Consider the following 25,547-nt stretch of genomic DNA (forward strand, 5'->3'; position numbering starts at 1 on the left):
CTATGCCGACACGCCGTCGCCCGCCGGGACGGCACGCCGAAGTGCCGCGTCCCGCCGCCGACCGGGACGTTCCGGTGGTCCGCGCGGCAGCGTCGGCCGGGCGGGCCGGTGCACCCGGGCCACGTCGGCCGGCCGGGACGGGCACCCGGCCACCGTCGACCGGCGCGGGCCGTGCACCCGGGCCCGTCGCCGACCGGCGCGCGCCGGGGGCGCGGGTCACAAATGGCGGCGCTGCCCGTCGGGCCCGCGCGGGTGCGTGGCACGATTGCCGCGATGACCACCGACACCACGGGCACCGCCGCCCGAGACGGAGAATCCCGCCGCAGCGGGCCGGCCCACTCGCCCTTCGTCCGGGCCTGCCGCCGGGAGTCCGTCCCGCACACCCCGGTCTGGTTCATGCGCCAGGCCGGCCGGTCCCTGCCGGAATACCGGGAGATCCGGGCCAACGTGGGGATGCTCGACTCCTGCCGCCGGCCGGACCTGGTCGCCGAGATCACCCTCCAACCGGTCCGCCGGCACGGCGTCGACGCGGCGATCCTGTTCAGCGACATCGTCGTCCCGGTCGCCGCGGCCGGCGTCGACCTGGACATCGTCGCCGGCACCGGGCCGGTGGTGGCCGAGCCGGTGCGCACCGTCGCCGACGTCGAGCGGGTCCGCCGCATCGACCGCACCGACGTGTCCTACGTGGACGAAGCGGTCCGGCTGCTCGTCGCCGAGCTGGGCGACACCCCGCTGATCGGCTTCGCGGGCGCGCCGTTCACCCTGGCCAGCTACCTGGTCGAGGGCGGGCCCTCGCGGACCCACGCCAGGACCAAGGCGATGATGTACGGCCAGCCCGAGCTGTGGCACGCGCTCTGCGCCCGGCTCGCCGAGGTCACCCTGGCGTTCCTGCGGGTGCAGGTCGACGCCGGGGTCTCCGCCGTGCAGCTCTTCGACTCCTGGGCCGGGGCCCTGTCGGAGGCCGACTACCGCCGCTTCGTCCTGCCGCACTCCACCGCCGTGCTGTCCGGCCTGGCCGACGCGGGGGTGCCCCGGATCCACTTCGGGGTGGGCACCGCCGAACTGCTCGGCGCGATGGGGGAGGCCGGGGCCGACGTGGTCGGCGTCGACTGGCGTACCCCGCTGGACGTGGCGACCCGCCGGATCGGTCCGGACCGGGCCGTGCAGGGCAACCTCGACCCGACCGTGCTGTTCGCCCCCTGGCCGGTGATCGAGGCCGAGGTGCGGCGGATCGTCGAGCAGGGCCGCGCCGCCCCCGGACACGTGTTCAACCTCGGTCACGGCGTGCTGCCGGAGACCGACCCCGAGGTGCTGACCCGGGTGGTCGCGCTGGTGCACGAGGTGTCCGCGCGCCGGAACGAGCAGGGCTGAGCGGTGCGGGCGCGGCCGTGGCGGGTGGCGGTGGTCGGTGGCGGGATCACCGGCCTGGCCGCCGCGCTCCGGCTGCGCGACCGCGCCCCCGCCGACACCGAGATCACCGTGTACGAGCAGTCCGGCGCGCTCGGTGGCAAGCTGCGCACCGGTGAGCTGGCCGGCCGGCCGGTGGAGTTCGGCGCGGAGTCGTTCCTGATGCGGGACCCGGCCGGGGGCGAGTCCGCCGCGGTGGCCCTGGCCCGCCGGCTCGGCCTGGCCGGGCGGATCGTGCACCCCACCGTCGGGCAGGCGGCGCTCGTCGTCGACGGCGGGCTGCGCCCGATCCCCGGCGGCACCCTGGTCGGCGTACCCGGGGATCTGGCGGCGGTGGCGGCGGTCGCCGAGCCCACGGCGGACGCCGACCGCGACGGCGGCCGGCCGCTGCTCGACGCGAACCAGGACGTCTCGGTCGGCGCGCTGGTCCGGGCCCGGTTCGGCGAGCAGGTGGTGCAGCGGCTGGTCGACCCGATGCTCGGCGGCGTCTACGCCGGGCGGGCCGACGACCTGTCCCTGGTCACCACCATGCCGGCGTTGGCCCGCGCGGCGCGGGTGGAACACACCCTGGTCGGGGCGGTCCGGGCCGCGCAGGCCGCCGCGCCCCGCGCCCCCGGCGCACCGGTCTTCGGCACCCTGGACGGCGGGCTGAGCACCCTGGTCGAGGCGGCGGCCACGGCCAGCGGCGCGACGATCCGCCGCAACGCGGCGGTCCGCGAGCTGACCCCGGTCGGCGGCGGCTGGCGGCTGACCGTCGGCCCGACCCGCGACCCGGAGTCGGTCGAGGCGGACGCGGTGCTGCTCACCGTGCCGGCCCGCCCCACCGCCCGGCTGCTCGCCGGGTTCGCCGCGTCGCCGGCGGCGACCGTCGGCGGGTTGGACTACGCCAGCGTCGCGCTGGTCACCCTGGCGCTGCCCGCGCCGGCGCTGCCCCGGCTGTCCGGTTTCCTCGTGCCGGCGACCGAGGGGCTGCTGATCAAGGCGTCCACCTTCTTCACCACCAAGTGGGGCCACCTGGCCGCGCCGGACGGGCTGGCCCTGGTCCGCGCCTCCGTCGGCCGGTACGGCGAGGAGACCTCCCTCCAGGTCACCGACGACGACCTGCTCGCCACCGTGCACCGGGAGCTGACCCGGGTGCTCGGGGTGGCGCTGCCCACGCCGGTCGCCGGTCACGTGCAGCGCTGGGGCGGCGCGCTGCCGCAGTACGCCCCCGGTCACACCGGGCGGGTGGCGGCCGTCCGGGCGGCGCTGCGCGCGTCGCACCCCACCCTGGCGGTGGCCGGCGCGGGTTTCGACGGGGTCGGCATCCCGGTCTGCGTCCGCTCCGGCGAGAGCGCGGCCGACGAGATCATCGAAGCACTGGGAGGATCGGGTCCATGACCGAGCAGAGCACCGAGCAGTCCAACGCGGCCCGGCTCAGGGAGCTGAACGCCACCGTGCGTTACACCATGTGGTCGGTCTACCGGGCCACCGGCACCCTGCCGGCGCTGCGGGAGAACGTCACCGGCGAGGTGGAGTCGCTCTTCGAGGAGCTGGCCGGCAAGGACGTCGTGGTCCGGGGCATGTACGACGTGGCCGGGCTGCGCGCCGACGCGGACGTGATGATCTGGTGGCACTCGTCGTCCAGTGACGCCCTCCAGGACGCCTACCTGCGGTTGCGCCGGACCACCCTGGGGCGGGCGTTGACCCCGGTGTGGTCGCAGCTGGCGCTGCACCGGCCGGCGGAGTTCAACAAGAGCCACATCCCGGCCTTCCTCGCCGACGAGGCGCCCCGGCCGTACCTGTGCGTCTACCCGTTCGTCAGGTCCTACGAGTGGTACCTGCTGCCGGACGCCGAGCGGCGGGAGCTGCTGGCCGAGCACGGGAAGATGGCGCGCGGCTACCCGGACGTCCGGGCCAACACGGTCGCCTCGTTCGCCCTCGGCGACTACGAGTGGATGCTCGCCTTCGAGGCCGACGAGCTGCACCGGATCGTCGACCTGATGCGGGACCTGCGGGCCTCCGGGGCCCGGCGGCACGTCCGCGAGGAGGTCCCGTTCTACACCGGCCGGCGTCGCTCGGTCGCCGACATCGTCAACTGCCTGGTCTGACACCCGCCCGCCCCGGGTCGTGGTGCCCCGGCGGTCAGGATCGTGCCCGATCACGGAAGTAGCGGCCTCCCGCCGCGCGGGAGGCCGCTACTTCCGTGGTGTCGCGTCTGCTGTGCCGTGCCGACCGGTCAGACGGTCGCGGTGCAGACCGGGGTCGGGCTGGTGCCGCTGCTGCCCGAGGCGAGGAAGCCGAGGGTGGTCTTCCCGCCGGCGGCCAACGCGCCGTTGTAGTTGACGTTGCGGACGGTCACCGCAGACCCGCTGCTGGTCAGCGTAGCGTTCCACGCCTGGCTGATCTGCTGGCCCCCGGAGTACGTCCAGTTCACCGTCCAGCCCTTGATCGCCGAGGACCCGGCGGTCACGTCCACCTCACCCTGGAACCCGCCGTTCCAGGTGGAGGTCACCCGGTAGGTCGCGGTGCAGCCACCGGTCGCCGGCGGGGTGGTCGGCGGGGCGGTGGTGGGCGGCGGGGTGGTCGGCGGGGCCGTGGTGGGCGGCGGCGTGGTCGGCGGGGCCGTGGTGGGCGGCGGCGTGGTCGGGTTGGTGCCGCCACCGAAGTCCACGTCACTGCACAGGTAGTACGACTGGTCCAGGTGGCTGGCCTGCCACACGGTGTAGACGATGTGCCGACCGGTACGGCCCGGCGCGTTCACCGGGATCTGGATCGACACGCCACCGGTGTCCTTGTCCCACTGGGAGGCCGGCGTGTTGCCGATCTGCCCGGCCAGTTCCAGGTTGCCCCAGCCCAGCGGTGTGGTCGCCGAATTGAAGCCCTGCTTGGTGACGTACACCCGGATGTAGTCGGCCCCGTGGCTGGCCTGGTCGAAGAACTTCAGCCGGAAGCTGTTCGCGACCGACGTGGTCTTCCACGCGCCCACGGTGTCCAGGGCGTTGTAGCGGCCGTTCTGGGTGCGTCCGCCGCTGCACAGCTGGCCGTCCGGGATGGCACCCTGGTGGTTGCCGGCGACACCCTCGCGGAACAGGCCGTTCCAGTTCCACATGGCCTGCGGGTCGGCCTGCCAGGCCTGCCAGCACATCGGGTCCTCGGTGGCCATGCGCGGGTTCTGGAACTCGGCACCCCAGCGCTCCCAGCAGCTGTAGGCGCGGAACCCCGGGTTCACCACCGCGCCGTGCGCGGAGGCCGAGTTGGCCAGGGCGGTGGTGAGCAGCAGCGCGATGATCGCGCCGATGGTGAGCAGCGACCCCGCGAGCGCGGTGGGTCGTCTGCGTAGGACGGTGGACATGGAGCCTCCGAGAGGAAGGGGTCGGTCGAACGACGCCCGGACGGCCGGGAGTTGCCCCTCCCATGCCTGCTGTCGGCTCCCACGACGGCTCTGCCCCCGCAGGCTTGCATAGGAAAGCGGTATCCGTCAATGTTTCAGGTCGTCTGCCCCACCGCGGCGCATCGGCAGGTGGGGGATGCCGTCCTCGACGTACTCCGGGCCGGTCACCGTGAAGCCGTGCCCGGCGTAGAAGCCGGCCAGGTGGGCCTGCGCCTCCAGCACGCAGGGCCGGTCGCCGACCAGCCGCAACGCCTCGGTCATCAGCCGGCCGGCGAGCCCGCCGCCGCGGGCCGCCGGGGCCACCACCACCCGGCCGATCCGCACCACCCCGCCGGGGTCGGCGAGCAGCCGCAGGTAGGCCCGCACGACGCCGTCGTGGGCCAGCCAGAGGTGCCGGGTGCCGGGTTCGACGTCCCGCCCGTCCAGCTCCGGGTACGGGCAGTGCTGCTCCACCACGAACACGTCGATGCGCAACCGCAGCAGGTCGTGGAAGGTGCGTACGTCCAGCTCGGTGAAGCTGGCGACGTGGACGTCGACGGTCTGCGGTGCCATCAGGCGATGGTAGGCGGCCCCGCCCGCCGACCCGGCACGCCCCGTGGCGTCGGGGCTGGCCGGATGGGTCAGGTCGGGCGGGTCAGGCCGGGCGGGCGCCGACCGCGTCGCGGATCTCCGCGCCCAGGGACTCCACGGCGCGGGCGCAGTGCGCACAGCAGAAGAACCGGCCGCCGACCTCCACCCCGTGCCCGATGATCTTCACCTGGCAGTGCTCGCAGATCGGCGCGAGCTTGTGCGCCGCGCACTCGAAGGAGTCGAAGGTGTGTACGTCACCGCTGACCGTACGCACCTCGAACGCCATCCAGTAGTCGTTACCGCAGACCTCGCAGGTAGCCACCTGTCACACCCCCCGAATCGGACATCTGCCCCCAGGGTGCGACAGGGCGGCGGTCGCGCAGGGCGAAATGCCCCTATCGGTGGGGTCGGACGGCGTTTCGCCCCGGCGTGTCGGGCGTTGGACCCGGTAGGACGCCTCGACCCCGGGAGGATCACGTGATCAAGCGCAGCAGACTCTTCGGCACCCAGACCCGGGTCACCTTCTGCCTGCCCCGGGACACCCCGCCCGGCACGGTCAGCGTCGTCGGCTGCTTCAACGACTGGCAGCCGGGCCGGCACGAGCTGGTGCCACGCCGGGACGGCACGCGGACGGTGACCGTCCGGCTCGGTCCCGGCGAGCACCGGTTCCGCTACCTCGCCACCGGGGGTGTCTGGCTCGACGACTCCGCCGCCGACCGGGTGGACGACGAGGGCAGCCTGCTCCTGCTCTGACCGCCCTGCTCCGGTTCAGCCCTGCTCCGGTTCAGCCCTGCTTCGGTTCCAGCCGGATCGACACCGAGTTCACGCAGTGCCGGGTGTCCCTGGGGGTGAAGCCCTCGCCGTGGAAGACGTGCCCGAGGTGGCTGTCGCAGCGGGCGCAGCGGATCTCGGTCCGCACCATGCCTAGGCTGGTGTCCTGGATCTCCCGCACCCGGCCCGGGATGGCGTCGTCGAAGCTCGGCCAGCCGCAGTGCGAGTCGAACTTGGTGTCGCTGGAGAACAGTTCGAGCCCACAGGCCCGGCAGTGGTAGACGCCGGGGGTCTTCGTGTCGACGTACTCGCCGGTGAAGGGGCGTTCGGTGCCGGCCTCGCGCAGCACCCGGAACTCCTCCGGGGTCAGCCGGACCCGCCACTCGTCCTCGGTGCGGGGCAGTTCGCTCTCGTCAAGACTCACCTGTCAACCGTACGTCGGATGTCGGGGGCATCGCATATGGTCGCGCCATGGCGGCCAGCGGGAAGACGACGGCGACCGAGGTCGAGGTGGCCGGGCGCAGCGTCCGGCTGAGCAGCCCGGATCGGGTGATCTTCCCGGAGCGCGGGTTCACCAAGGCCGACGTCTTCCACTACTACGTCGCGGTGGGCGAGGGCATCATGCGCGCGCTGGCCGACCGGCCGACCACCCTGCAACGCTTCCCCGACGGCATCGCGGGGGAGGCTTTCTTCTCCAAGCGGGTGCCCACCCGGGGCGTGCCGCCGTGGGTGCAGACGGTCGGCATCACCTTCCCCAGCGGCCGGGGTGCCGACGAGCTGCGCCCGACCGACCTCGCCCACGTCGCCTGGGCCGCGCAGATGGGCACGGTGGTGTTCCACCCGTGGCCGGTCCGGGCCGCCGCCGTCGACCATCCCGACGAGCTGCGGGTGGATCTCGATCCGCAGCCCGGCACCGACTTCACCGACGCGGCGACGGCCGCCGCCGAGCTGCGGGGCATCCTCACCGAGCTGGGCGTCACCGGCTGGCCGAAGACCTCCGGCGGCCGGGGGCTGCACGTCTACCTGCGCATCGCCCCGCGCTGGACGTTCACCGAGGTGCGCCGGGCCACCATCGCGCTGGCCCGGGAGCTGGAACGGCGTCGGCCCGACCTGGTCACCACCGCCTGGTGGAAGGAGGAACGCGGGCAGCGGGTCTTCGTCGACTACAACCAGATGGCCCGGGACCGCACCATCGCCTGCGCGTACTCGCTGCGCGCCAACGCGCGGGCCACCGTCTCCACCCCGGTCACCTGGGACGAGCTGCCCGACGTCGATCCCGACGATTTCGACCTGCGGACGGTGCCGGTCCGGTTGGCCGAGCGGGGTGACCCGCACGCGGGCATCGACGACGACCCGGTCGACATCACCCCCCTGCTCGACTGGGCCGAGCGGGACGCCGGGCAGGGCCTGGGTGACCTGCCCTATCCACCCGACCATCCGAAGATGCCCGGTGAACCGAAACGGGTGCAGCCGAGCCGGGCGAAGCGCCCGGCCGACGACCCCACCGCCTGACAACCGACCACGCCACCGGCGGAAATCGGAATGCCGGCGGTGGTGCTGGTACGGGGTGCCCGCCGGTAATCCGTAATCAGTTGCTCGGCATGCCACTCCCACGCGTGAAAATGGCATTCCTCCGTACTCTTTCCGGTACTGATGATTGCGCTCGACTGGTCGTCACGCCTACGGTCGAATATGAAAGGTAGGATGCGCGGAAGTCGGCTGCACTCGTGTGAACAGGGCTTATGCCCTCGCTGTGGAGTGTCCGGTCGGCTGCTTCCCGGCGGCGACAGTCGATTCGCCGGTCAGCGGCTCCGATTCATCCGACCGGACGCGGGCACCGGACAGGGGAATCACCATGGCGGCCACGACGAGACGAACGCAGCGGATCGGCGGGGTGCCGGGCCGGCATTCCGTGATCCTCGAATACCTCAAGATCCTGCCGGCCGTGCTCACCGGGGTGGCCGCGGTCCTCGTCGCCCTCACCGGACTGCTGACCCTGCTCGTCAGATAGTTTCCGGCAGTCGGTCGGCCGGACGGTCCGCGGCCGCAGCCGGTTCCGGGGTCGCCGCCCCGGGCCGATGCCCGTCGTCCGGCCCGGACGCGTCAGTGGCCCGGGTGGATGGCCGGGCGGTCCAGGCGAGGAAACGGTCGAACAGTTCCGCCGGGGACGGGGCCGGGTGCGGATTGAGTCGCACCAGGTCGGCGGTGGCCTCGAACAACTGGCTGGACATGTAGATCGACAAAGCCACCCGGTCCCGGCGGTACTCCCTGGTCAGGAGCAGGCGGGCGGGCTGGCACGGCCAGGGTGCGGCACACGTCCGGCAGCGCCACAGCGGACGCATCGGTGGATGCCCACCCACGGGCCGCCGCTGCCGATCATGAACAGGCGAGACGTTCTTTGGCATACCCGATACAGTGACCGGTATGTTGACCCGGGTCAAGAGTCCGGGGCAACTGTTTAGCGTCCGCCGTATGGAGCTGGTAGGTGCGCACGAGATCCGCGTGATGCTGGGCGGCATCAGCAAGCAGCGGGTCTACGTGATCACCAGTCACCGGAACTTCCCTGATCCGGTGGCCGACCTGATGCAGGGCAAGGTGTGGCGGAAGGCCGACGTCGAGGCGTGGATCCGCGAGCACCGGCCGGAGCTGACCACGGGCTGACTAGGGTCGGGCCGATGACCAGCCAGATCCGCCGGGCCACCGCCCCCGACCTGCCCCGCGCCGCGCGTACGCTCGCCGTCGCCTTCCACGACTACCCGTGGACGCGGTGGTCGATCCCGGCCGACGACTACCCGCGTCGACTCGAAGAGCTACAGGCCCTCTACCTGGGGCACGCCCTCGCGCACGGCCTCGTCCTCGTCGCTGACGACGCTCGGGCGGTCGCCGCGTTCCTGCCGGGTGACGCGCCCGCGCCGGGGGAGGACCTCCAGGCGCGGATCGCGGAGCTGCACGGTGACCGGCTGGCGGCGCTCATGGCCGTCGAGCTGCCGGCGCGGCCACCCGGCGCGTGGGAACTCGCGACGTTGGGCGTCCACCCGGACCGGCGCGGCGTCGGTCTCGGCTCCGCCGTCACCGCCGCGGGGGTGACCCTCGTCGAGGCCTCCGGCGACCCGGACGGCATCGCGCTGGAAACCTCCGACGAGCGCAACGTCCGCCTCTACGAACGCCTCGGCTTCACGGTCACGGCGCGCACCACGATCGAGGGCGGCCCGCTGGTCTGCTCCATGTACCGGCCGGCCCGCCGGACGTCGGTCCCGGGCTGACCCTGGCCGGGCCGCAAGACTGCCCGGTCGGGCCTGGACGCCGACCCCATGATCGACGCCGGGCCGGCGCACGCTGCGATCGCCGGGGTGATCAACTCAATGTGGCTGATGTTGCGGTATGTAAGCCGTGTGATCGCGCACCATCGGCCCACTTGAGTCGATCTTGGGTCAGTGGTCGGTGTGACCGCGCAATGTCGGCCCACTTGAGTCGATCGTGGGTTCAGTGGCCGGTGTGATCGCGCTGCGATCGCCTGGGTGATCAACTCAATGTCGCTGATGTTGCGGCATGTAAGCCGTGTGATCGCGCAACATCGGCCCACTTGAGCTGATCGTGGGTTCAGTGGTCGGTGTGACCGCGCAACCTCGGCCCACTTGAGTCGATCATGGGGTCAGTGGCCACTGTGACCGCGCAACCTCGGCCCACCTGCGTCGATCATGGGGTCAGCGTCCGGCGGCGATCGCCTCGACCGCCTCCTTGGCGGTGCGCAGGTCCGTCCCGGTCGCCTCCCGGTACGCCTTGATCGCCCTGATCTTGTCGCCCCGGGCCAGGTGCTCCCGCACCCCGGGCAGGGCCGGGCCCCGGTCCACGACGCCCAGGTGCTCCATGATCAGCCGCTGGCGGCGTTCGATCTCCACCAGCCGGAACGACACGTCGTCGCGGCGGTTGCGCAGCGGGAACTGCATCACCAACGCCAGCACGAGGGCGACGGTCGACAGCATCAGCGCGGTTTCCATGCCGCCGATCACACCAGATCCACGCCTGCGGGCCAACCGGCGGGCCAGGATAACGATCAAGTAACGGGTGCGAACCTTTCCCGCCGGGTCACCGCTCTTGCTCTCCGTCGGCCCGACCCCGGGCCCGGGGGAGGCAACGGATGAAGCTGGTGTGGAGGCGGGCCCGCGAGGCGCGGGGACTGCTGCTCGCGGCGGTCGCCGCCGCGGTGGTCGCGATCGCACTGGTCACCGGGCTGGCCGACTACAACCGGCGGGCCGTCGACGCCGGGCAGCGCGCCCTGATCACCGCCGCGCCCGTCGAGGAACGCAGCCTGCTGGTCAGCGGCTCCGGTGGCCGCGACCGCACCGAGTACGCCACCCGCGACCGGGCCGTCCGGGACGGCTTCGCCACCGCCCTCAAGGGCACCCCGATCCGGGTCTCCGCCGCCCGCTACGGCACCGGCAGGGAACTCACCGGCACCCTCGGGCCGGGCATCCGGACCGGAAAGGAGCCGGTCTTCGCTACCCTGGCCACCCTGGACGACCTGGCCGAGCACGCCGACCTCGTCGACGGCGCCTGGCCGACCGCCGGGGCCGGCCCGCTCCAGGCCACCCTGCCCGAGAAGGTCGCCGGTGCGTTGGGCCTGCGCACCGGCGACCGGGTGCCGATGCGCGACCGCAGCGCCGACCGGCGTACCGAGGTGGTGCTCGCCGGCACCTGGCGGCCCCGCGACCCGGCCGACCCGTACTGGCGGCTCGCCCCCGGACTGGGCACCGACGCGGACGGCGACGCCACGCACGGGCCGTTCGTGCTCGACCCGGCCGACTTCGCGGCCACCTTCCCCGGCTCGGTCTCCGCCGCCTGGGTGGTCGCGCCCGACCTGACCGCCGTCGGGGCGGACCGGCTACCGGCGCTGCGCCGGGCCGTCGCCACCGCCGCGACCGGGGTGCCCGAGACGGCCGGGCTCGGCTCGTCGGCCCAGGCGGTGACCACCCTCGACCGGCTCATCGACCGGATCAGCCGGGCCGACCTGGCCGGTCGCTCGGCCCTGGCCACCCCGCTGCTGCTGATCGTGGTCCTCGGCGGGTACGCGCTGGTGCTGATCGCCGCCCTGCTGCACGAGGACCGGCGCGCCCAGACCGCCCTGCTGCGAGCCCGGGGTGCGGCCCGCCGGCAACTCGCCGGCCTGGCCGCCCGGGAGGCGACCCTGGTGGTCGTCCCCGCTGCCCTGCTCGGACCCCTGCTCGCCGGCGGGGCGCTGCGCCGGGTCGCCGCCGACGGGCCGGTCGACCTCGGCGGTGCCGTCGGTGGCGGTCCGTGGGTCTGGGCGGCGGCCCTGGCCACCGCCGCCGGCTGCCTCGTCGCGATGGTCGCCCCCACCCTGCGCGGCGCGGGCACCTACGTGGCCGACCTGGCCGCCCGGTCCCGCCCCGACCGGGTCACCACCGTCAGCCGGGCCGGACTCGACCTGGCCCTGGTCGCCTTCGCCGTCCTCGCCTGGGTGCAACTGCGCCGTTACTCCTCACCGCTGGCCGGCGCCGGCAACGACCTCGGCGTCGACCCGCTGCTGGTGGCCGCGCCGACCCTGGGGGTGCTGGCCGGGGCGGTGGTGGCGTTACGGCTGCTCCCGCCGGCCACCCGGTTCGCCGAACGGTTCGTCGACAGGCGACCGTGGACCGCGACCATCTTCGGGATGTGGCAGGCCGGCCGGCGGCCACACGCCGGGCCGGTGCTGCTGCTCGCCCTCGCCGTCGGCGGCAGCACGCTGGCCTGGTCGCTCGTCGCCACCGGGGAACGGTCCCAGGTCGACCAGGCCGACCACCGCGTCGGCGCGGACCTGCGGCTGGTCGAACGCACCGGCGTCGCCCCCGTCGACCGGGCCGCCGCGCTCGCCGCGCTACCCGGCGTCGACCGGGCGCTGCCGGCCTGGCGCGACGACATCCGGGTCGGCCGCGACGACCGGCAGGCCACTGTGCTCGGCCTGGACACCGCACAGGCAGCCGAGGTGGCCAAGTTCAGCGACCGGCTCGCCGACCGGTCCGCGCGGGAACTGTTCGCGCAGCTCACCGCCGCCCGGGGACCGGCCCTCGGGCAGCCGCTGCCGGCCGACGCCCGCAGCCTCACCGGCACCGTGAGCACCCCCGTCGACCAGGCCGTCGCCCCGCACCGGATCGCCGTGTCGGTGCTGCTCACCCGGGCCGACGGGCTGGCCTACCGGCTGCCCGTGGCGAGCACCGGCAGCGACGGACGGGCCACCGGGTTCCGGGTCGACCTGCCCGCCGTCGCGGGACTGCGGCTGGCCGGGTTCGAGGCCGACGGCGGGGACGTCGCCGGCACCGCGTACGCGCTGCGGGTGCGGGACCTGCGCACCGTCGGCCCGGACGCCCGGTCCACCACGCTCACCCCCACCGGCCGGTGGCGGGTGGCCGCCGCCGAGTCCGCCGCGAACAGCACCGCCACCGCCGACGACGCCGGACTGACCGCCACCCACCCCGTCGGGTTCCTCGACGGCGGCCGGTACGCCTACCAGCCGGCGTCCCGCTTCGCGGTGGTGCCGGACGGCCCGGACACCGCCGTACCGGCCGTGATGACCCCGGCCGTGCGGGCCGCGCTCAACGTCCGGCCCGGGGAAACCGTGCAGCTCACCCTGTCCGGGGTCTCCCTGCCGGTGCGCCTGCTCGGGGAGGTGACCGCGCTGCCCGCCACCGCCGGGGACGGGGTGCTGCTCGACCTGCCCGCCGCCACCGACTGGCTGATCCGCAACTCGGGCACCGTCCGGCCGGTACCCGAATGGTGGCTGCGGACCGACCCCGCCGCCCACGCCGAGGCCACCCGGGCCGCCACCGCGCTACCCGGGACGACCCTGCTGGACCGCCGGCAGGCCGCCGCGGTGGCCGCCGACGACCCGTACTGGCAGGGAGCCCGGACCGGGCTGCTGGCCGCCGCCCTCGGCTCGGTGCTGCTCGCCCTGGTCGGCCTGGTGGTCGACGTGTGGGCCACCGCCCGGCACCGGCTCGGCGAGTTCTCGGTGCTGCACACCCTCGGCGCGTCCCCCCGGCTGCTGGCCCGCGCGCTGCTCGCCGAACAGACCTTCCTGGCCGGGATCGGCGTCGGCGTCGGCCTGCTGCTCGGCGCGGTCGTCGGGGCCACCATGGCACCCCTGGTGATCCTCACCCCGGCCGCCGGGCGACCCGTGCCCGCGCCGACGTTCGCCCTGGCCTGGGCGCCGATCGGGTGGACCGTGGCGGGGCTGCTGCTGGCCGCGCTGGCCGGCAGCGCGGCGATGGCCGCCGGGCTGCGGCAGCGGGTCGCCGCCGCCCGGCTGCGCACCGGGGGAGACCGGTGAGGACCACGACGACCGGACCGCTGCACCACGGGGAGGACCAGCGATGAACATCGGCGTCGTGATCCGGCGGGTACGCGCCCACAGCGGGCAGTTCCTGCTGCTGGCCGCGTTGACCCTGGTGATCGCTCTGCTGGTCGGCGGGGTGCCGAGGGTGGCCAACCGGCTGGCCGACCAGGGGCTGCGGGAACACCTCGCCGCCGAGCCCGGTGCCCGCCGCGACCTGACCTACACCACCCGACCCGTCGTCGGCGCGCCACCGGCCAGCAGCCGGGCCGCCGACCTCGACACGTTCCAGCAGCGGATGCCCGCCGACGTGCGCGCCGCCGTGGCGCACCGCTGGTACGCCGCGCAGACCCCCGGTGACCTGGTCACCGGCCCCGACCTGGCCCGGGGCAACTACCTGGTGGAGCTGGGCCTGCGGGCCGCCCCCGGCATCGAGACGACCGGCACCCTGGTGCAGGGACGCTGGCCGGCCGTCCCGCCCGACGACGACGCCCCGGTGCAGGTCGCCCTGGCCGCCGACGTCGCCGGCCGGTTCGGGCTGCGCGTCGGCAGCCGGCTCCGGCTCGCCGCCCCCGACCCGCAACACCCGTCGACCCCGCTGACCGTGGTCGGGACGTTCCGCCCCGTCGACCCCGCCGACGGAAGCTGGGACGCCCTGCCGTCGCTGCTTCAGGTCGGTGAGCCGGAGGGCGACGGTCAACCGTTCATCCTGGTCGGGGCGGTCGCCGTCGCCGCCCTGGACCGGCTGGCCGGGCAGGGGCGGCCGATCTCCTTCACCTGGCGCTACCGGCTCGGCGCGGACGGCATCGACGTGCGGCGCGTCGACCAGCTCGTCGACGGGGTGCAACGGCTGGCGCGGGCCAGCACCGCCACCGACACCGAGCTGACCCAGGGCGTCGACGTCCCGCTGCGCGAGTTCAGCCGGGCGGTCACCTCGGCGCGTACCCTGCTCGCCGTCATCGCCGCCGGGGTGCTGGCGACGCTGGCCGGGCTGGTCGTGCTGGCCGCCGCGCTGGCCGTACGCCGCCGCCGCGTCGAGTTCGTGCTGATCCGTGCCCGGGGCGGCGGGGCCACCACCGGACTGCGGCGCAGCCTCGCCGAGTCGCTGCTGGTCGTCCCGCCCGCCGCCGGGCTCGGCTGGCTGCTCGGTGGCCTGCTGCCCGGTGCGCCCGGCGGCACCGGGCCGCTCGCCGTCGGCGCGACAGTCCTGGTCACCCTGGCGCTGCCGGTGGCGACGCTGGCCGTACCGTCCGGGGTGGTCGGGCGGCGGGACCTGGGTCGGCTGCGGCCGTCCGCCCGGCGGGCCACCACCGAGGCCGCGCTGGTGCTGCTGGCCGGGCTGGCGGTGGTGCTGCTGCGGCGGCGCGGCCTCACCCCCGGCACGGTGGACCCGCTGCTGGTGTCGGTGCCGGCGCTGGTCGCGGTCGCCGCGTCGGTGCTGGCGCTGCGGCTGTACCCGTGGCCCGTACGGCTGGCCGGGCGGCTCGCCGCGCGTACCCGGGGAAGTGTCGCCTTCCTGGGCACGGCCCGCGCCGGCCGGGCGGCGGCGGCCACCCCACTGGTCGTGGTGGTGCTCGCGGTCGCCACCGCCGCGTTCTGCGCGGTGGTCGCCACCGGCATCGAGGACACCCGCGACGACGTCGCCACCCGGGCGGTGCCGGCGGACGCGCTGATCCGGGGCGACCGGCTCGCCCCCGACACCGGGCCGGCCCTGGAGCGGCTGCCCGGGGTGCGGGCCGCCACCGGACTGGTCGACGAGTCGGCGCAGCGGCTGGCCACCGACGCCGCCGGCACCGACGCCCGGCTGCGCGACACCAGCGTGCTGCTGGTCGACGGCCCCGGCCTGGCCCGCACGGCGCGGGCCGCCGACCGGGACGTCCCGGTGCCCGGCCCGCTGCGCGACGCCCGGCCGGGCGACGGCCCGCTGCCGGCGGTGGTCTCTCCGGCGGTCGCCGCCGACCTCGCCGACGCCGGCCTGCGGTCCGCCTTCGTCACCGTGCAGGGCCAGCGGTACGAGTTCATCCCCGCCGACACCGTCGCCGACTTCCCGCTGGCCCGGCCGAACACCAGCCGGTACGTGGTGCTGCCCTGGCAGGCGCTGCCCCGGCGGGACAGTCCGCCGGTGCCCACCGCATTCCTGGTGGCCGGCGACCGGCTCGACGCCGGGGCGCTGCGCCAGGCCGGGGACGAGGGTCAACAGCGCTACCAGACCGGCGGCGCGGTGACCGGCCGGGAACGGCCCCGGGGGGTGGCGGTGCAGACCTGGTCGCAGACCCGGCTGCGGTTGGGTGGCGGGGGCGCCAACGGGCTGCTGGCGTTCGGGTTCACCGCCGGTGCGGTGGCCGGTGGGGTGCTGGCGCTGCTCGCGGTCGCCTTCACCGTGCTGGCCGGGGCCCGCGCCCGGGGCGAGGTGCTGTCCCGGCTGCGCACCCTCGGGCTGTCCCGCCGGCAGTGGCGGGGGCTGCTGCTGGTGGAGCTGGCTCCGCTGGTCGGGGTGGCGGTGCTGACCGGCGCACTGGTCGGGGTGCTGCTGCCGCTGCTGCTCACCCCGCTGCTCGGCCTTGCCGCCTTCACCAACGGCACGCCGGTGCGGGTGGGGTTCGCCCCCGGTCCGGTCGCCGCCACGGTCGGGCTCGGCGCGGTCGCGCTGGGCTTCGCCCTGGCGGTGGAGGCCCTGAACAACCGTCGGATGCGCCTCGGCGAGGTGCTCCGGCTCGGAGAGGAGAGCTGAGATGACCACGACCGCCCCGAACCCCGTCGTCCCGGACCTGGCCGACCTGCAACGCCGGGCGGCGCAGCGGGCGGCCGAACGGGCCGGCGGGCAGGACCGGCTGCGCGGGCACATCGTCTGCGACGGGCTGGTGCGGATCTTCAAGACCGAGGGGGTCGAGGTGGTCGCCCTCCAGGGGCTCGACCTGGTGATCGACCGGGGTGAGCTGGTGGCGATCGTCGGGGCCTCCGGCTCGGGCAAGTCGACCCTGCTCAACATCCTCTCCGGGCTGGACACCCCGACCGCCGGCATCGCCCGGGTCGCCGAGTACGACCTGCTGTCGATGTCGGCCCGCCGCCGGCTGGCCTACCGGCGACGCACCGTCGGGTTCGTCTGGCAGCAGACCGGCCGGAACCTGCTGCCGTACCTGACCGCGCGGGAGAACGTGGAACTGCCGATGCGGCTGGCCCGGCGCGGCGGTGGCGCACGGGCCCGCCGGCAGCGCGCCGACGAACTGCTGGAACTGGTCGGGGTGGGGTACTGCGCGGACCGGCGACCCGGCCAGCTCAGCGGCGGTGAACAGCAGCGCTGCGCGGTGGCGGTGGCGGTCGCCAACGACCCGGAGGTGCTCTTCGCCGACGAGCCGACCGGTGAACTGGACGAGGCTACCGGCGCGGAGGTCTTCGCGGCGCTGCGCACCATCAACGCCGAACTGGGGGTGACCGTGGTGGTGGTCACCCACGACCACGCCGTCGCCGACCAGGTCCGCCGCACCGTCGCGATCCGCGACGGCCGGACCGCCTCCGAGGTACGCCGCACCGCCCGCGTCGGCGTCGACGGCAGCACCGAACTGGTCAGCGAGGAGTACGCGGTGCTGGACCGGACCGGCCGGATGCAGCTACCGGCGCCCTTCGTGGAGGCGCTGGCCCTGCGCGACCGGGTCCGCCTCGACCTCGCCCCGGACCACGTGCAGGTCCGCCCCGGTGACCGGACGCCGCAACCGAACGGGAGTGACGCATGAGCGAGCAGGTTTCCGTCCGGGCCGCCGACCCGGTCACCGACGAGGTGGTCCGGGTCGAGCAGGTGAGTCGGACGTTCGGCCGGGGACGGCACGCCGTGCACGCCGTCCGCGAGGTCTCCTTCACCGCCGCCCGGGGCGAACTGGTGGCGGTGCGGGGACGTTCCGGCGCTGGCAAGACCACCCTGCTCAACCTGGTCGGCGGGCTGGACCGACCGGACGCCGGCCGGGTGCGGGTGGCCGGGCACGACGTCACCGCCGCCGGTGAGGCCGAGCTGCTGCGGCTGCGCCGGGGCACCGTCGGTTTCGTGTTCCAGACCTTCGGACTGGTGCCGATCCTGTCGGCGGCGGAGAACGTCGGGGTGCCGCTGCGGCTGGCCCGGGTTCCGGCGGCCGAGCGCGAGGAACGGGTGGCGGTGCTGCTGGAACTGGTGGGTCTGGGCGCGCACGCCCGACAGCGCCCCTACGAGCTGTCCGGCGGGCAGCAGCAGCGGGTCGCGGTGGCCCGCGCCCTGGCCAACGAACCCGACCTGCTGATCGCCGACGAGCCGACCGGCCAGCTCGACTCCGAGACCGGCCGGGCGATCATGGACCTGCTCCGCGCGGTGGTGCACGCCCGGGGGATGACCGCGCTGGTCGCCACCCACGATCCGGCGCTGATCGAGGTGGCCGACCGGACGCTGACCCTGCGCGACGGCCGCCTGGCCGACGACTGACGCGCCCGCCCGCCCCGTGCCCGTCCCGTCAGAGGGGGAGTTTCATGCCCTCGTGGCTGGCGACGAAGCCGAGGCGTCGGTAGAAGCGGTGCGCGTCGGCGCGGGACTTGTCGGTGGTGAGCTGCACCAACCCGCAGCCCCGCCGCCGGGCCTGGTCGATCGCCCAGGTCATCATCGCCTCGCCGACCCCCTGCCCGCGCAGGTCGGCGCGGACCCGGACCGCCTCGACCAGCGCCCGTTGTGCGCCGTGCCGGCCCAGCCCCGGGATGTAGGTGAGCTGGAAGCAGCCGACCACCTCCCCGTCGCGTTCGGCCACCAGCTGCTGGTTGCGCGGGTCGGCGGTGATGTCGGCGAAGGCCCGCTCGTACGCCTCGTCTACCGCGGCGTGCTCGCGCGTGCGGCCGAGCGCGTCGTCGGCGAGCAGGGTCAGGATGGCGGGCAGGTCGGCCCGGACCGCCTCGCGCAGGGTCACCTCGGTCACGCCGGGCAGCCTGCCACAGCGACCCTGGTCGATCGACGGGCGGAGGTGGCGGACGGGGTGCAGCATGGTGCGACATGGAGCCGTTGCTGCTGCCGTTCCGGTGGGTCTACCGGGGCCTGGTGTACTTCGCCAACTCGCCCCGGACGCTGATCACGTCGTACCTGCTGATGATCGTGGTGGCCGGGGTGATCTACGGGCAGGTGGAGCACCGCAGCGCCGCCGATGCCGTCTGGTGGGCGGTGGTCACCGCCTCCACCGTCGGGTACGGCGACATCTCGCCGACCACCTGGCCGGGGCGGGCCCTCGCCGCGTTGCTGATCTCCACCATGGTGCTGCTGGTCATCCCTCTGATCACCGCACACTTCGCCAGTCGGCTCATCGTCGACGACGACGCGTTCGAGCACGTCGAGCAGGAGGAGTTGAAGAACGACGTGCGGCGGATGCGGGCGCTGCTGGAGGAACTGGCCGCCCGGCAGGGCATCGCACTGCCGGAACTGCCACCGCCGCCGGCCCCACCGGACCACGCCACCCTCGTCCGGCAACGGCTGCGCGGACGTCGCAACCGCCGCTGACCCGTCGCCCGCTGTGTGGCCCGTCGCCGGTCAGCGGGCGGGGCAGCGCAGCCCCTCCCGGGGCACGGTGAGCGAGATCAGGTAGGCGTCCACCGCCTCGGTGATGCAGGAGGTCTGCGGGTAGGCGGTGTGCCCCTCGCCCTCCCAGGTGAGCACCCGCCCGACCCCCAGCATGTCGGCCAGCCGGGCGGTCTGCTCGTACGGGGTGGCCGGGTCACCGGTGGTGCCCACCACCACGATCGGCGGCGCGCCGTCGGCCCGGCCGGTCGGATACGGGTCCCGCCCGCCCGGCCACTCGACACACCCGAACATGCCCACCGCCAGGGCCGGCCCGAACAGCGGATACTTCTGCCGCCACTCGGACTGCAACTGGCGGATCTGGTCGACGCTGGGCTTCTCGGTCTCGTCGGCGCAGTTCACCGCCAGGTTGGCGTCGAAGAGGTTGGAGTAGTGCCCGTCCTCGCCCCGCCCGGCGTACGAGTCGGCGAGCTTGAACACGTCGGTCGGGTCACCCTCGTCGAGGCGGTCGATCGCGCGGGCCAGCTCCTCCCAGCCCGACTCGGTGTAGAGCGAGGAGATCACCGCGTAGAAGACCCACCCGGAGGTGGCCTCCCGGCCGTCGGCGCCGCGTACCGGGGAGACCTTCGCCTTGTCGATCGCCGAGGTGACCGCGCCCCGGGCGTCCGGGGCGATCGGGCAGCGTCCGGCGTTCGCCGCGCACCACCTGTCGAAGTTGTCGAACGCCCGCTCGAAGCCCCGGGCCTGGCTCTCCGAACCGGCCACCAGCTGCTGCCGGGGGTCGACCGCGCCGTCGAGCACCAGCGCCCGGACCCGCTGCGGGTAGAGCTGCGCGTAGGTCGCGCCGAGCAGGGTGCCGTAGGAGTAGCCGAGGTAGGTGAGCTTGTCGTCGCCGACGGCGGCCCGGACCGCGTCCATGTCCCGGGCGGCCTGCTCGGTGCCGTAGAGCGGGAGCTGGTCGCCGTACCGGTCGCCGCAGCCCCGGCCGATCCGCCGGTTGAGCGCCTGGTAGGCGTCGAACGACTGCTGGCTGCGCGGATCGGGGTCGTAGCCGAAGCTGGCGTCGAGGTCGGCGTCGGAGATGCACTTCACCGGGCTGGACCGGGACACCCCGCGCGGGTCGAAGCCGACGATGTCGAACCGGTCGGTCACCGCCGTGGGCAGCCCTCCGAACGACGGCCCGAACGACAGGTAGACGGCGGTGTCCACGCCGGACCCACCCGGCCCGCCCGGGTTGATCACCAGGGAGCCGATCCGGTCCCGCTGCTTGCTGGAACGGGCCCGCAGCAGCGCGATCTCGAAGGTCTCGCCGCTGCCCGGCCCGGCGGTCGCCCCCGTGCCGGTGCCCCAGTTGCGCGGCACGGCGATCCGGGCGCACTCGTAACGCATGCCCGGTGCGCCCCGGCCGACCAGGTCCTGCGCGACCTCGGGGCAGGCCCGCCAGGTGGGCCCGGTGCCGGTTTGCGCCGCCGACGAGTCCTCGGTGCGCGGGGCGAACGCCGGCATGGTGCACCCGGTGACGAGCAACGCGCCCGCGACGAACCCGGCCAGGGCGAGCCGGAACCGGCGGTTGCGGCGGGCGGTGCTGGTCACCGGCGGACCTCCATGATCGGGTAGCAGTCAGGCTACGCCGGGGTGTCGGCGGCCGGCGGCACGGTCGCCGTCGGATCGCCCCGGAGCACCTGGTCGACGTCGAAGCGCACCGGACGGTCGAGCTGGTCGTAGCGGCAGGACCGGGGATCGCGGTCCGGCCGCCAGCGGACGAACCGGGCGGTGTGCCGGAACCGGTCGCCCTCCATCGCGTCGTAGCCGACCTCCATCACCAGCTCGGGTCGCAGCGGGACCCAGTCGAGGTTCTTGTCGCCCGTCCACCGGCTGACCCCGCCCGGGATGCGCTGGCCGCGCTCGTGGTCGCCGTGCACCCACGGGTGGGCGTCGACATCCTCCCGGTAGGGGGCCAGCTCGTCGAGCAGCTCCTGCCGGCGGGCCATCGTGAACGAGGCGCTCACCCCGACGTGGTGCAGCACCCCGGCGTCGTCGTAGAGACCGAGCAGCAGCGAGCCGACCACCGGGCCCGACTTGTGCCAGCGGAACCCGGCCACCACCACGTCGGCCGTCCGGGCGTGCTTGACCTTGGCCATCAGCCGCTTGCCGGGCTGGTAGGGCAGGTCGGCCGGCTTGACGATCAACCCGTCCAGGCCGGCGCCCTCGAACACCTCGAACCAGCGCCGAGCGGTCTCCGGGTCGGTGGTGACCTGGGTGACGTGCACCGGCGGCCGGACCCCGGCCAGCGCCCGCACCAGGCGTTCCCGCCGGGCCGGGTAGGGCTCGTCGACCAGCAGCTCGTCGTCGAGGGCGAGCAGGTCGAAGGCGACGAAGTCGGCCGGGGTCGTCTCGGCGAGCAGGGCCACCCGGGAGGCGGCCGGATGGATCCGCTGGGCGAGCTGCTCGAAGTCGAGCCGGGGCTGACCGCCCGGACCGTCGCGCCGGATCACGATCAGCTCGCCGTCGACCGCGCACCGGGTCGGCAACTGCGCCCGGACCTGCGCCACCACCTCGGGAAAGTAACGGGTCATCGACTTGCCGCCCCGGCTGGCCAGCTCGACCTCGTCGCCGTCGCGGAAGACGATGCAGCGGAAGCCGTCCCACTTGGGCTCGTAGGTCAGGCCGGGGTCGGTGGGCAGGCGGGCCACGCTCTTGGCCAGCATCGGCTCGACCGGGGGGTTGATCGGCAGGTCCACGGCGACAGTCAACCAGACGCCACCGACAGTGGTGAGGCAGATCACCGTCGGTGCCGGTCCGGCGTGTCCCCGCCCGTACCGTCCGTCCCCGCGGATACGGATCCCGTGCGCCCCGCTCGGAGCTAGCCTCGCCGGGTGGAGTGGCGGTGTGGTTGCTGTGGGCGCTGGCGGGTCACCGTCGAGCTGGTCCGGGGCCGGCACCGTTACCGGCTGGTGCACCGCTACCCGGACCGGTTCGGCGGCGGCAAGAACGTGCTCGGCGAGGTGGGCACGGTCGCCGAGCTGACCGACCTGCTCCACCGGCACACCCCGCTCGACCTGGCCGACCTGCGCGAGGCCGGCTGAGCCGCGCACCGCCCGAACCCGCGCCTGCCCGAACCCGCGCCCGCCCGAGGCCGCGCCCGGCCCCGCACCGGGCCGAAGCTGCGTCCGGTCCCCGCAGCCGGCCGGGGCCGCGTCCCGGTGGGCGCACGGTCGGGAGGACGCACGGTCGGGAGGGCGACCGGAGGGTGGCCGGGGCACGATCGCTGCGGCAGGCTCGTCGGGGAACCGGGCGGCACGCGGGTGCCGGCGGTGCAACCACGGAGGCGGCATGCGGTTCGAGACGGCGACCGAGATCGACGCGGACATCGACACGGTGTGGGCGGTGCAGACCGACATCGAACGGTGGCCGGAGTGGACCGCCTCGGTCCGGACCGCCCGCCGGGGCGAGGCCGGGCCGCTGGTCCTCGGGTCCACCGCCCGGCTGGAACAGCCCCGGCTCCGCCCGACGTCCTGGCGGGTCACCGAGATCGACCCGCCCCGCTGCTTCGTCTGGGAATCGACCACCCCGGGGGTACGCAGCCGGGGCGAGCACCGGATCGTCGCGCTGCCCGCCGGCCGGGTCCGGGTGGAGCTGGCCCTGGAACTCACCGGCCCGCTCGCCGGGCCGGTGGGTTGGCTCGGCGGCCGGCTGGTGCGCCGCTACCTGCGGTTGGAGGCCGACGGCCTGCGGCGGCGCTGCGAAGCCGGCTGAGCCCCGGCCGGGGTACGTGCGACCCGTCGGCGTCCCTCTCCACCACCGCGCGGGACGGCACCGGCCGACCGCCACCCGCCGCGCCCGCACCACCGGTCGGGTCGCCGGTCGACGGGACCGGCCCTAGGCTGACAGTGACCCTGGGAGGCGCGGTGTCCGAGTTGACGTACCCCGAGGTGGGGGCGACCCGGGGCGGGTCGCTGCCGGCGGGCTACCACCACCTGCGGCACCGGTGCGCGCTGCCGCCCGGCAGCTTCCCGGTCGCCGCCGAGGCCGTGTTGAGCTGGCGGTTGCACCGGGCAGCCGGGGTGCGGATGCGTACCGACGCGGTCCGGGCCGCACCCGGCGTACGGGTCACCCCGGGACCCGGGGTGGGTCCGCTGCGGGTGTGGGGGCCGTGCGAGGTGGTCTGGGTGGTCGACGACGAGCGGGAGGCCGGCTTCGGCTACGGCACGCTGCCCGGCCATCCGGAACGCGGGGAGGAGGCGTTCCTGGTCCGCCGTGACGCCGACGGCGCGGTCAGCTTCGAGGTCACCGCGTTCAGCCGGCCGGACCGTTGGTTCATGACCGCCGCCGGGCCCGCCGGTCGCGCCGTCCAGCACGGGTACGCCCGCTGGCTGGCCCACACCCTGCGCCGCCTCGTCCGCTGACCGGCCCCACCCGGCGCGGCCGCTCCGGTCGCCGGACTCGTGGCCAACGCGACGGGGCCGAAACAGCGGCATCCGCCCGCTGCGATACCGCAATCTCGGCGACACAGCCCCCGCCCCACCCCGGGCGTCAGAAGCGGGCGAAGGAACGGATCGGCATCCGGGGGCCGAACCGGGGTGCCTGGATACCGGCGGCGGCCAGCAGCAGGCAGACCCGCCCCCGGTGGCCGCGGAACGGGGCGAGCAGGTCGAGCATCCGGGCGTCGTCGCCGCGCGCTTCACCGGCCAGCGCCCAGGCCACCGTGTTCGGCACGTGGTAGTCGCCGACGCTCACCGCGTCCGCATCGCCGTAGGCGACCCGGACCACCTCGGCGGCGGTCCACGGGCCGATGCCGGGGACGGCGGTGAGCCGCCGGGTCGCCTCGGCGCTGTCGACGCAGCGTTCCAGCCGGTCGGCCAGGGCGGCGGCCCGGCGCAGCGTCTCGGCCCGGCGCTGCTCCACGCCGAACGGGTGGAACACCCAGTACGGGGCCGCCGCCACCCTCGCCGCGTCGGGCGGCAGCAGCAGCGGCTGGAACGGCCCCGGGGCCGGCTCGGCGAAGTGCCGCACGGTCGCCGCGTACGCCCGGTACGCCTCCGTGCCGGTGACCTTCTGTTCGAAGACGGCGCGCAGCACCCGGGGGAAGACCTGCCCGGTGGCGGGCATCCGCAGCCCCCGGTGCCGGGCGGCCAGCTCGGCCACCAGCGGGTGGGCGGCGGCCAGCTCGGCGAACCCGGTCAGGTCGTCACGCAGGCCGGCGACGGCGTCGGCCTGCTCGACCACCCAGTCGGCGCCCGGCCCGTGCCCCTCGGCCAGCAGCTCGCCCGCCTCCGGGCGCAGGGTCAGGGTGGCCGGACCGGCCGGGGTGCGGGTGGCCCACCAGAAGGTGCCGGCGACGATCCGCGCGCACGGGTCGTACGGGCTGAAGGTGAGGGCCCGGACCGAGGCGGTCAGCCGGTAGTCGGCCGGCGGTCGCAGCACCCGGCGTGCCGCCGGCTCGTCCCAGGTCACCCCGCCACTGTGCCATGGTCGCGGGGGACGGACGGCCCCGCCCCGTACCGCCGGGGAGGGTGACCGGGGCGGAAATGGACGACACCGCCGACGCCCTGCGCGTCGGCGGTGTCTCCATCCCGGAGCGGACCGGCCGCCCGAGCGGCCGTGGGTGCGGGGTTGGGGGGACCTTCGGTGGCGCGCGCCCGCTGGCGTGTGGCGCGTCCACCGCCCTGGTCCGTTCCGGGGGTCTGGTGGGGGAGGGTCCGGCGGGTGGTTACCGCGACGCCGGCCCGACCAGGGGGCCGGCGTCGCGGCCCGGACCGTCCGACGCTGCCGGTTCGTCGACGGTCCTGATCCGTGACGGTGGCCGGTCGCGCCCTCCCCGGCTGCGACCGGCCACCGTGTCCCGGCTGACGCAGGATCAGTAGGTGTAGTCCCCGCCGCTGTTCGAGCCGCCCGAGTCGCCGGCTGCCGGCGGGGCGACCGCCTTCGGGGTGCCGGTCGGCAGGCAGGTCAGGTTCTTCTTGCCGTTCGGGTCGACCACGAACCAGGTGCCACCGACGCCCTGGCCCTTCCACTGGCCCGGCTTCTTGTCACCGATGTAGCGGTAGACCGGCCAGCCGCCGATGGTGATCTGCCGGGTGCCGTCCTGGCGGGTGACGGTGCCGACCTTGTCGTCGGAGACGCCCTGCAACTGCGGGTTGCCGTCGGTCAGCGCGGGCGGCCAGACCTGCGCGCACTTGTCGACGCAGTTCGACGACGGCGGGTCGTCGGAGTCCTTGTCGAAGCGGTAGAGGATGAAGCCCTCCTGGTCCACCACGACCCGGCCCATCCGGGCGATCTTCTTGCCGACGAGTTCGTCGGTCAGTTGGACGTTGGCCGGCGGCGGCGCCTGGTCGGCGGCGGGGGCGCCGGAGGCGCCGGGAGAGGCCGAGGTGTCCGGCTCGACCGACGCGGTGGGTTCGGCCGCGGCGACGGCGACCGGCTCGGCGACGCTGGAGTTCGCTCCGTCGTAGCCTGCGGGCGCGCAGGCCGTAAGTGCGACCACCGCGCTCGCGACGATGACGGTCGTCCGCTTGATCTTTGCCACGTGCCCTCCTCATTCTTGGCGGTTCACCGAGTAGTACGGAGCGTCCACTGTCAAGGTT

Annotated in this window: 26 protein-coding genes and 1 pseudogene; 16 read left to right on the forward strand and 11 right to left on the reverse strand. The window is 74.8% G+C overall.

Annotated features, from left to right (window positions below; genetic code table 11):
• The first annotated feature begins 273 nt into the window (after positions 1-273).
• The 3 genes from hemE to hemQ are packed head-to-tail and all read left to right on the forward strand — an operon-like array spanning position 274 to position 3,497.
• The gene (gene hemE, locus JQX11_RS06230) at positions 274-1,371 is read left to right on the forward strand and encodes a uroporphyrinogen decarboxylase (RefSeq protein WP_204924001.1); all 1,098 of its coding nucleotides are present in this window, start codon (positions 274-276) and stop codon (positions 1,369-1,371) included.
• Between the two features lie 3 nt (positions 1,372-1,374).
• On the forward strand, positions 1,375-2,787 hold the full coding sequence (gene hemG / locus JQX11_RS06235; protein WP_204924002.1) for a protoporphyrinogen oxidase: 1,413 nt from the start codon (positions 1,375-1,377) through the stop codon (positions 2,785-2,787).
• Positions 2,784-3,497: a hydrogen peroxide-dependent heme synthase gene (hemQ, locus tag JQX11_RS06240; protein ID WP_204924003.1), complete on the forward strand. Its 714-nt coding sequence runs from the start codon at positions 2,784-2,786 to the stop codon at positions 3,495-3,497. Before hemG ends, hemQ begins: the two co-directional genes overlap by 4 nt.
• A 128-nt stretch (positions 3,498-3,625) precedes the next feature.
• Here hemQ and JQX11_RS06245 read toward each other — a convergent pair whose 3' ends face one another.
• The 3 genes from JQX11_RS06245 to JQX11_RS06255 all read right to left on the reverse strand — a co-directional run bounded on the left by JQX11_RS06245 (position 3,626) and on the right by JQX11_RS06255 (position 5,672).
• Positions 3,626-4,741: a lytic polysaccharide monooxygenase auxiliary activity family 9 protein gene (locus tag JQX11_RS06245; RefSeq protein WP_204924004.1), complete on the reverse strand. Its 1,116-nt coding sequence runs from the start codon at positions 4,739-4,741 to the stop codon at positions 3,626-3,628.
• A 126-nt stretch (positions 4,742-4,867) separates the two neighbouring features.
• Positions 4,868-5,332, reverse strand: coding sequence for a GNAT family N-acetyltransferase (locus JQX11_RS06250; RefSeq protein ID WP_204924005.1), 465 nt, complete (start codon positions 5,330-5,332; stop codon positions 4,868-4,870).
• A gap of 82 nt (positions 5,333-5,414) precedes the next feature.
• A complete protein-coding gene (locus JQX11_RS06255; protein ID WP_204924006.1) occupies positions 5,415-5,672 on the reverse strand; it encodes a metallothionein in 258 nt (85 codons plus the stop codon).
• A 155-nt stretch (positions 5,673-5,827) separates the two neighbouring features.
• Between JQX11_RS06255 and JQX11_RS06260 the strand changes: the two genes are divergently transcribed.
• Positions 5,828-6,103 carry an isoamylase early set domain-containing protein gene (locus JQX11_RS06260; protein ID WP_204924007.1) on the forward strand — a complete coding sequence of 92 codons (276 nt, stop codon included), beginning with the start codon at positions 5,828-5,830 and terminating at the stop codon, positions 6,101-6,103.
• Between the two features lie 31 nt (positions 6,104-6,134).
• Here the strand turns inward: JQX11_RS06260 and msrB are convergent, their stop codons facing one another.
• Complete coding sequence (msrB, locus tag JQX11_RS06265) at positions 6,135-6,545, reverse strand: peptide-methionine (R)-S-oxide reductase MsrB (RefSeq protein WP_204924008.1); 411 nt, start codon at positions 6,543-6,545, stop codon at positions 6,135-6,137.
• A 47-nt stretch (positions 6,546-6,592) separates the two neighbouring features.
• Here msrB and ligD point away from each other — a divergent pair, with 47 nt between their 5' ends.
• Entirely contained in the window at positions 6,593-7,633 is a 1,041-nt protein-coding gene (ligD, locus tag JQX11_RS06270; RefSeq protein ID WP_204924009.1) for a non-homologous end-joining DNA ligase, read from the forward strand.
• Between the two features lie 343 nt (positions 7,634-7,976).
• The gene (locus tag JQX11_RS06275) at positions 7,977-8,132 is read left to right on the forward strand and encodes a hypothetical protein (protein WP_158224222.1); all 156 of its coding nucleotides are present in this window, start codon (positions 7,977-7,979) and stop codon (positions 8,130-8,132) included.
• A gap of 100 nt (positions 8,133-8,232) precedes the next feature.
• On the opposite strand, the pseudogene JQX11_RS06280 reads toward JQX11_RS06275, so the two are convergent.
• Positions 8,233-8,526 (reverse strand): annotated as a pseudogene (locus JQX11_RS06280) (hypothetical protein); the annotation flags it as partial.
• Between the two features lie 67 nt (positions 8,527-8,593).
• Here JQX11_RS06280 and JQX11_RS06285 point away from each other — a divergent pair.
• Entirely contained in the window at positions 8,594-8,782 is a 189-nt protein-coding gene (locus JQX11_RS06285; protein ID WP_088645478.1) for a hypothetical protein, read from the forward strand.
• Between the two features lie 14 nt (positions 8,783-8,796).
• The gene (locus JQX11_RS06290; RefSeq protein WP_204924010.1) at positions 8,797-9,384 is read left to right on the forward strand and encodes a GNAT family N-acetyltransferase; all 588 of its coding nucleotides are present in this window, start codon (positions 8,797-8,799) and stop codon (positions 9,382-9,384) included.
• A 441-nt stretch (positions 9,385-9,825) separates the two neighbouring features.
• Here JQX11_RS06290 and JQX11_RS06295 read toward each other — a convergent pair whose 3' ends face one another.
• A complete protein-coding gene (locus JQX11_RS06295) occupies positions 9,826-10,119 on the reverse strand; it encodes a hypothetical protein (protein WP_204924011.1) in 294 nt (97 codons plus the stop codon).
• Positions 10,120-10,259: 140 nt separating this feature from the next.
• Between JQX11_RS06295 and JQX11_RS06300 the strand changes: the two genes are divergently transcribed.
• The 4 genes from JQX11_RS06300 to JQX11_RS06315 are packed head-to-tail and all read left to right on the forward strand — an operon-like array spanning position 10,260 to position 17,892.
• Entirely contained in the window at positions 10,260-13,445 is a 3,186-nt protein-coding gene (locus tag JQX11_RS06300) for an FtsX-like permease family protein (protein ID WP_204924012.1), read from the forward strand.
• 43 nt (positions 13,446-13,488) lie between these two features.
• The gene (locus JQX11_RS06305) at positions 13,489-16,179 is read left to right on the forward strand and encodes an FtsX-like permease family protein (RefSeq protein ID WP_204924013.1); all 2,691 of its coding nucleotides are present in this window, start codon (positions 13,489-13,491) and stop codon (positions 16,177-16,179) included.
• A gap of 1 nt (position 16,180) precedes the next feature.
• Positions 16,181-17,179 (forward strand): ABC transporter ATP-binding protein, encoded by a 999-nt coding sequence (locus tag JQX11_RS06310; RefSeq protein ID WP_204924014.1) that lies wholly within the window; start codon positions 16,181-16,183, stop codon positions 17,177-17,179.
• A complete protein-coding gene (locus JQX11_RS06315) occupies positions 17,176-17,892 on the forward strand; it encodes an ABC transporter ATP-binding protein (protein WP_204924015.1) in 717 nt (238 codons plus the stop codon). Before JQX11_RS06310 ends, JQX11_RS06315 begins: the two co-directional genes overlap by 4 nt.
• Before the next feature lie 28 nt (positions 17,893-17,920).
• On the opposite strand, the gene JQX11_RS06320 is transcribed toward JQX11_RS06315, so the two are convergent.
• Positions 17,921-18,373 carry a GNAT family N-acetyltransferase gene (locus JQX11_RS06320; RefSeq protein ID WP_204924016.1) on the reverse strand — a complete coding sequence of 151 codons (453 nt, stop codon included), beginning with the start codon at positions 18,371-18,373 and terminating at the stop codon, positions 17,921-17,923.
• Between the two features lie 74 nt (positions 18,374-18,447).
• Between JQX11_RS06320 and JQX11_RS32950 the strand changes: the two genes are divergently transcribed.
• Positions 18,448-18,945 (forward strand): potassium channel family protein, encoded by a 498-nt coding sequence (locus JQX11_RS32950; protein WP_088645471.1) that lies wholly within the window; start codon positions 18,448-18,450, stop codon positions 18,943-18,945.
• 30 nt (positions 18,946-18,975) lie between these two features.
• Here JQX11_RS32950 and JQX11_RS06330 read toward each other — a convergent pair whose 3' ends face one another.
• Both JQX11_RS06330 and JQX11_RS06335 read right to left on the reverse strand, forming a co-directional pair.
• On the reverse strand, positions 18,976-20,556 hold the full coding sequence (locus JQX11_RS06330; RefSeq protein ID WP_372444562.1) for an alpha/beta hydrolase: 1,581 nt from the start codon (positions 20,554-20,556) through the stop codon (positions 18,976-18,978).
• 32 nt (positions 20,557-20,588) lie between these two features.
• Positions 20,589-21,704 carry an ATP-dependent DNA ligase gene (locus JQX11_RS06335; protein WP_204924017.1) on the reverse strand — a complete coding sequence of 372 codons (1,116 nt, stop codon included), beginning with the start codon at positions 21,702-21,704 and terminating at the stop codon, positions 20,589-20,591.
• A 135-nt stretch (positions 21,705-21,839) separates the two neighbouring features.
• Here JQX11_RS06335 and JQX11_RS06340 point away from each other — a divergent pair, with 135 nt between their 5' ends.
• The 3 genes from JQX11_RS06340 to JQX11_RS06350 all read left to right on the forward strand — a co-directional run bounded on the left by JQX11_RS06340 (position 21,840) and on the right by JQX11_RS06350 (position 23,369).
• Positions 21,840-22,049 carry a hypothetical protein gene (locus JQX11_RS06340; protein WP_204924018.1) on the forward strand — a complete coding sequence of 70 codons (210 nt, stop codon included), beginning with the start codon at positions 21,840-21,842 and terminating at the stop codon, positions 22,047-22,049.
• Positions 22,050-22,296: 247 nt separating this feature from the next.
• The gene (locus tag JQX11_RS06345; protein WP_204924019.1) at positions 22,297-22,719 is read left to right on the forward strand and encodes an SRPBCC family protein; all 423 of its coding nucleotides are present in this window, start codon (positions 22,297-22,299) and stop codon (positions 22,717-22,719) included.
• Positions 22,720-22,871: 152 nt separating this feature from the next.
• Positions 22,872-23,369 carry a DUF1990 domain-containing protein gene (locus tag JQX11_RS06350; protein ID WP_307826087.1) on the forward strand — a complete coding sequence of 166 codons (498 nt, stop codon included), beginning with the start codon at positions 22,872-22,874 and terminating at the stop codon, positions 23,367-23,369.
• Between the two features lie 127 nt (positions 23,370-23,496).
• Here the strand turns inward: JQX11_RS06350 and JQX11_RS06355 are convergent, their stop codons facing one another.
• Entirely contained in the window at positions 23,497-24,417 is a 921-nt protein-coding gene (locus tag JQX11_RS06355; RefSeq protein WP_204924020.1) for a DNA-3-methyladenine glycosylase family protein, read from the reverse strand.
• Positions 24,418-24,820: 403 nt separating this feature from the next.
• The gene (locus JQX11_RS06360) at positions 24,821-25,489 is read right to left on the reverse strand and encodes a COG4315 family predicted lipoprotein (RefSeq protein WP_204924021.1); all 669 of its coding nucleotides are present in this window, start codon (positions 25,487-25,489) and stop codon (positions 24,821-24,823) included.
• Between the last annotated feature and the right edge of the window lie 58 nt (positions 25,490-25,547).

The sequence above is a fragment of the Micromonospora humida genome, from assembly GCF_016901255.1.
In the GTDB taxonomy this organism is placed as follows: Bacteria; Actinomycetota; Actinomycetes; order Mycobacteriales; family Micromonosporaceae; genus Micromonospora; species Micromonospora wenchangensis.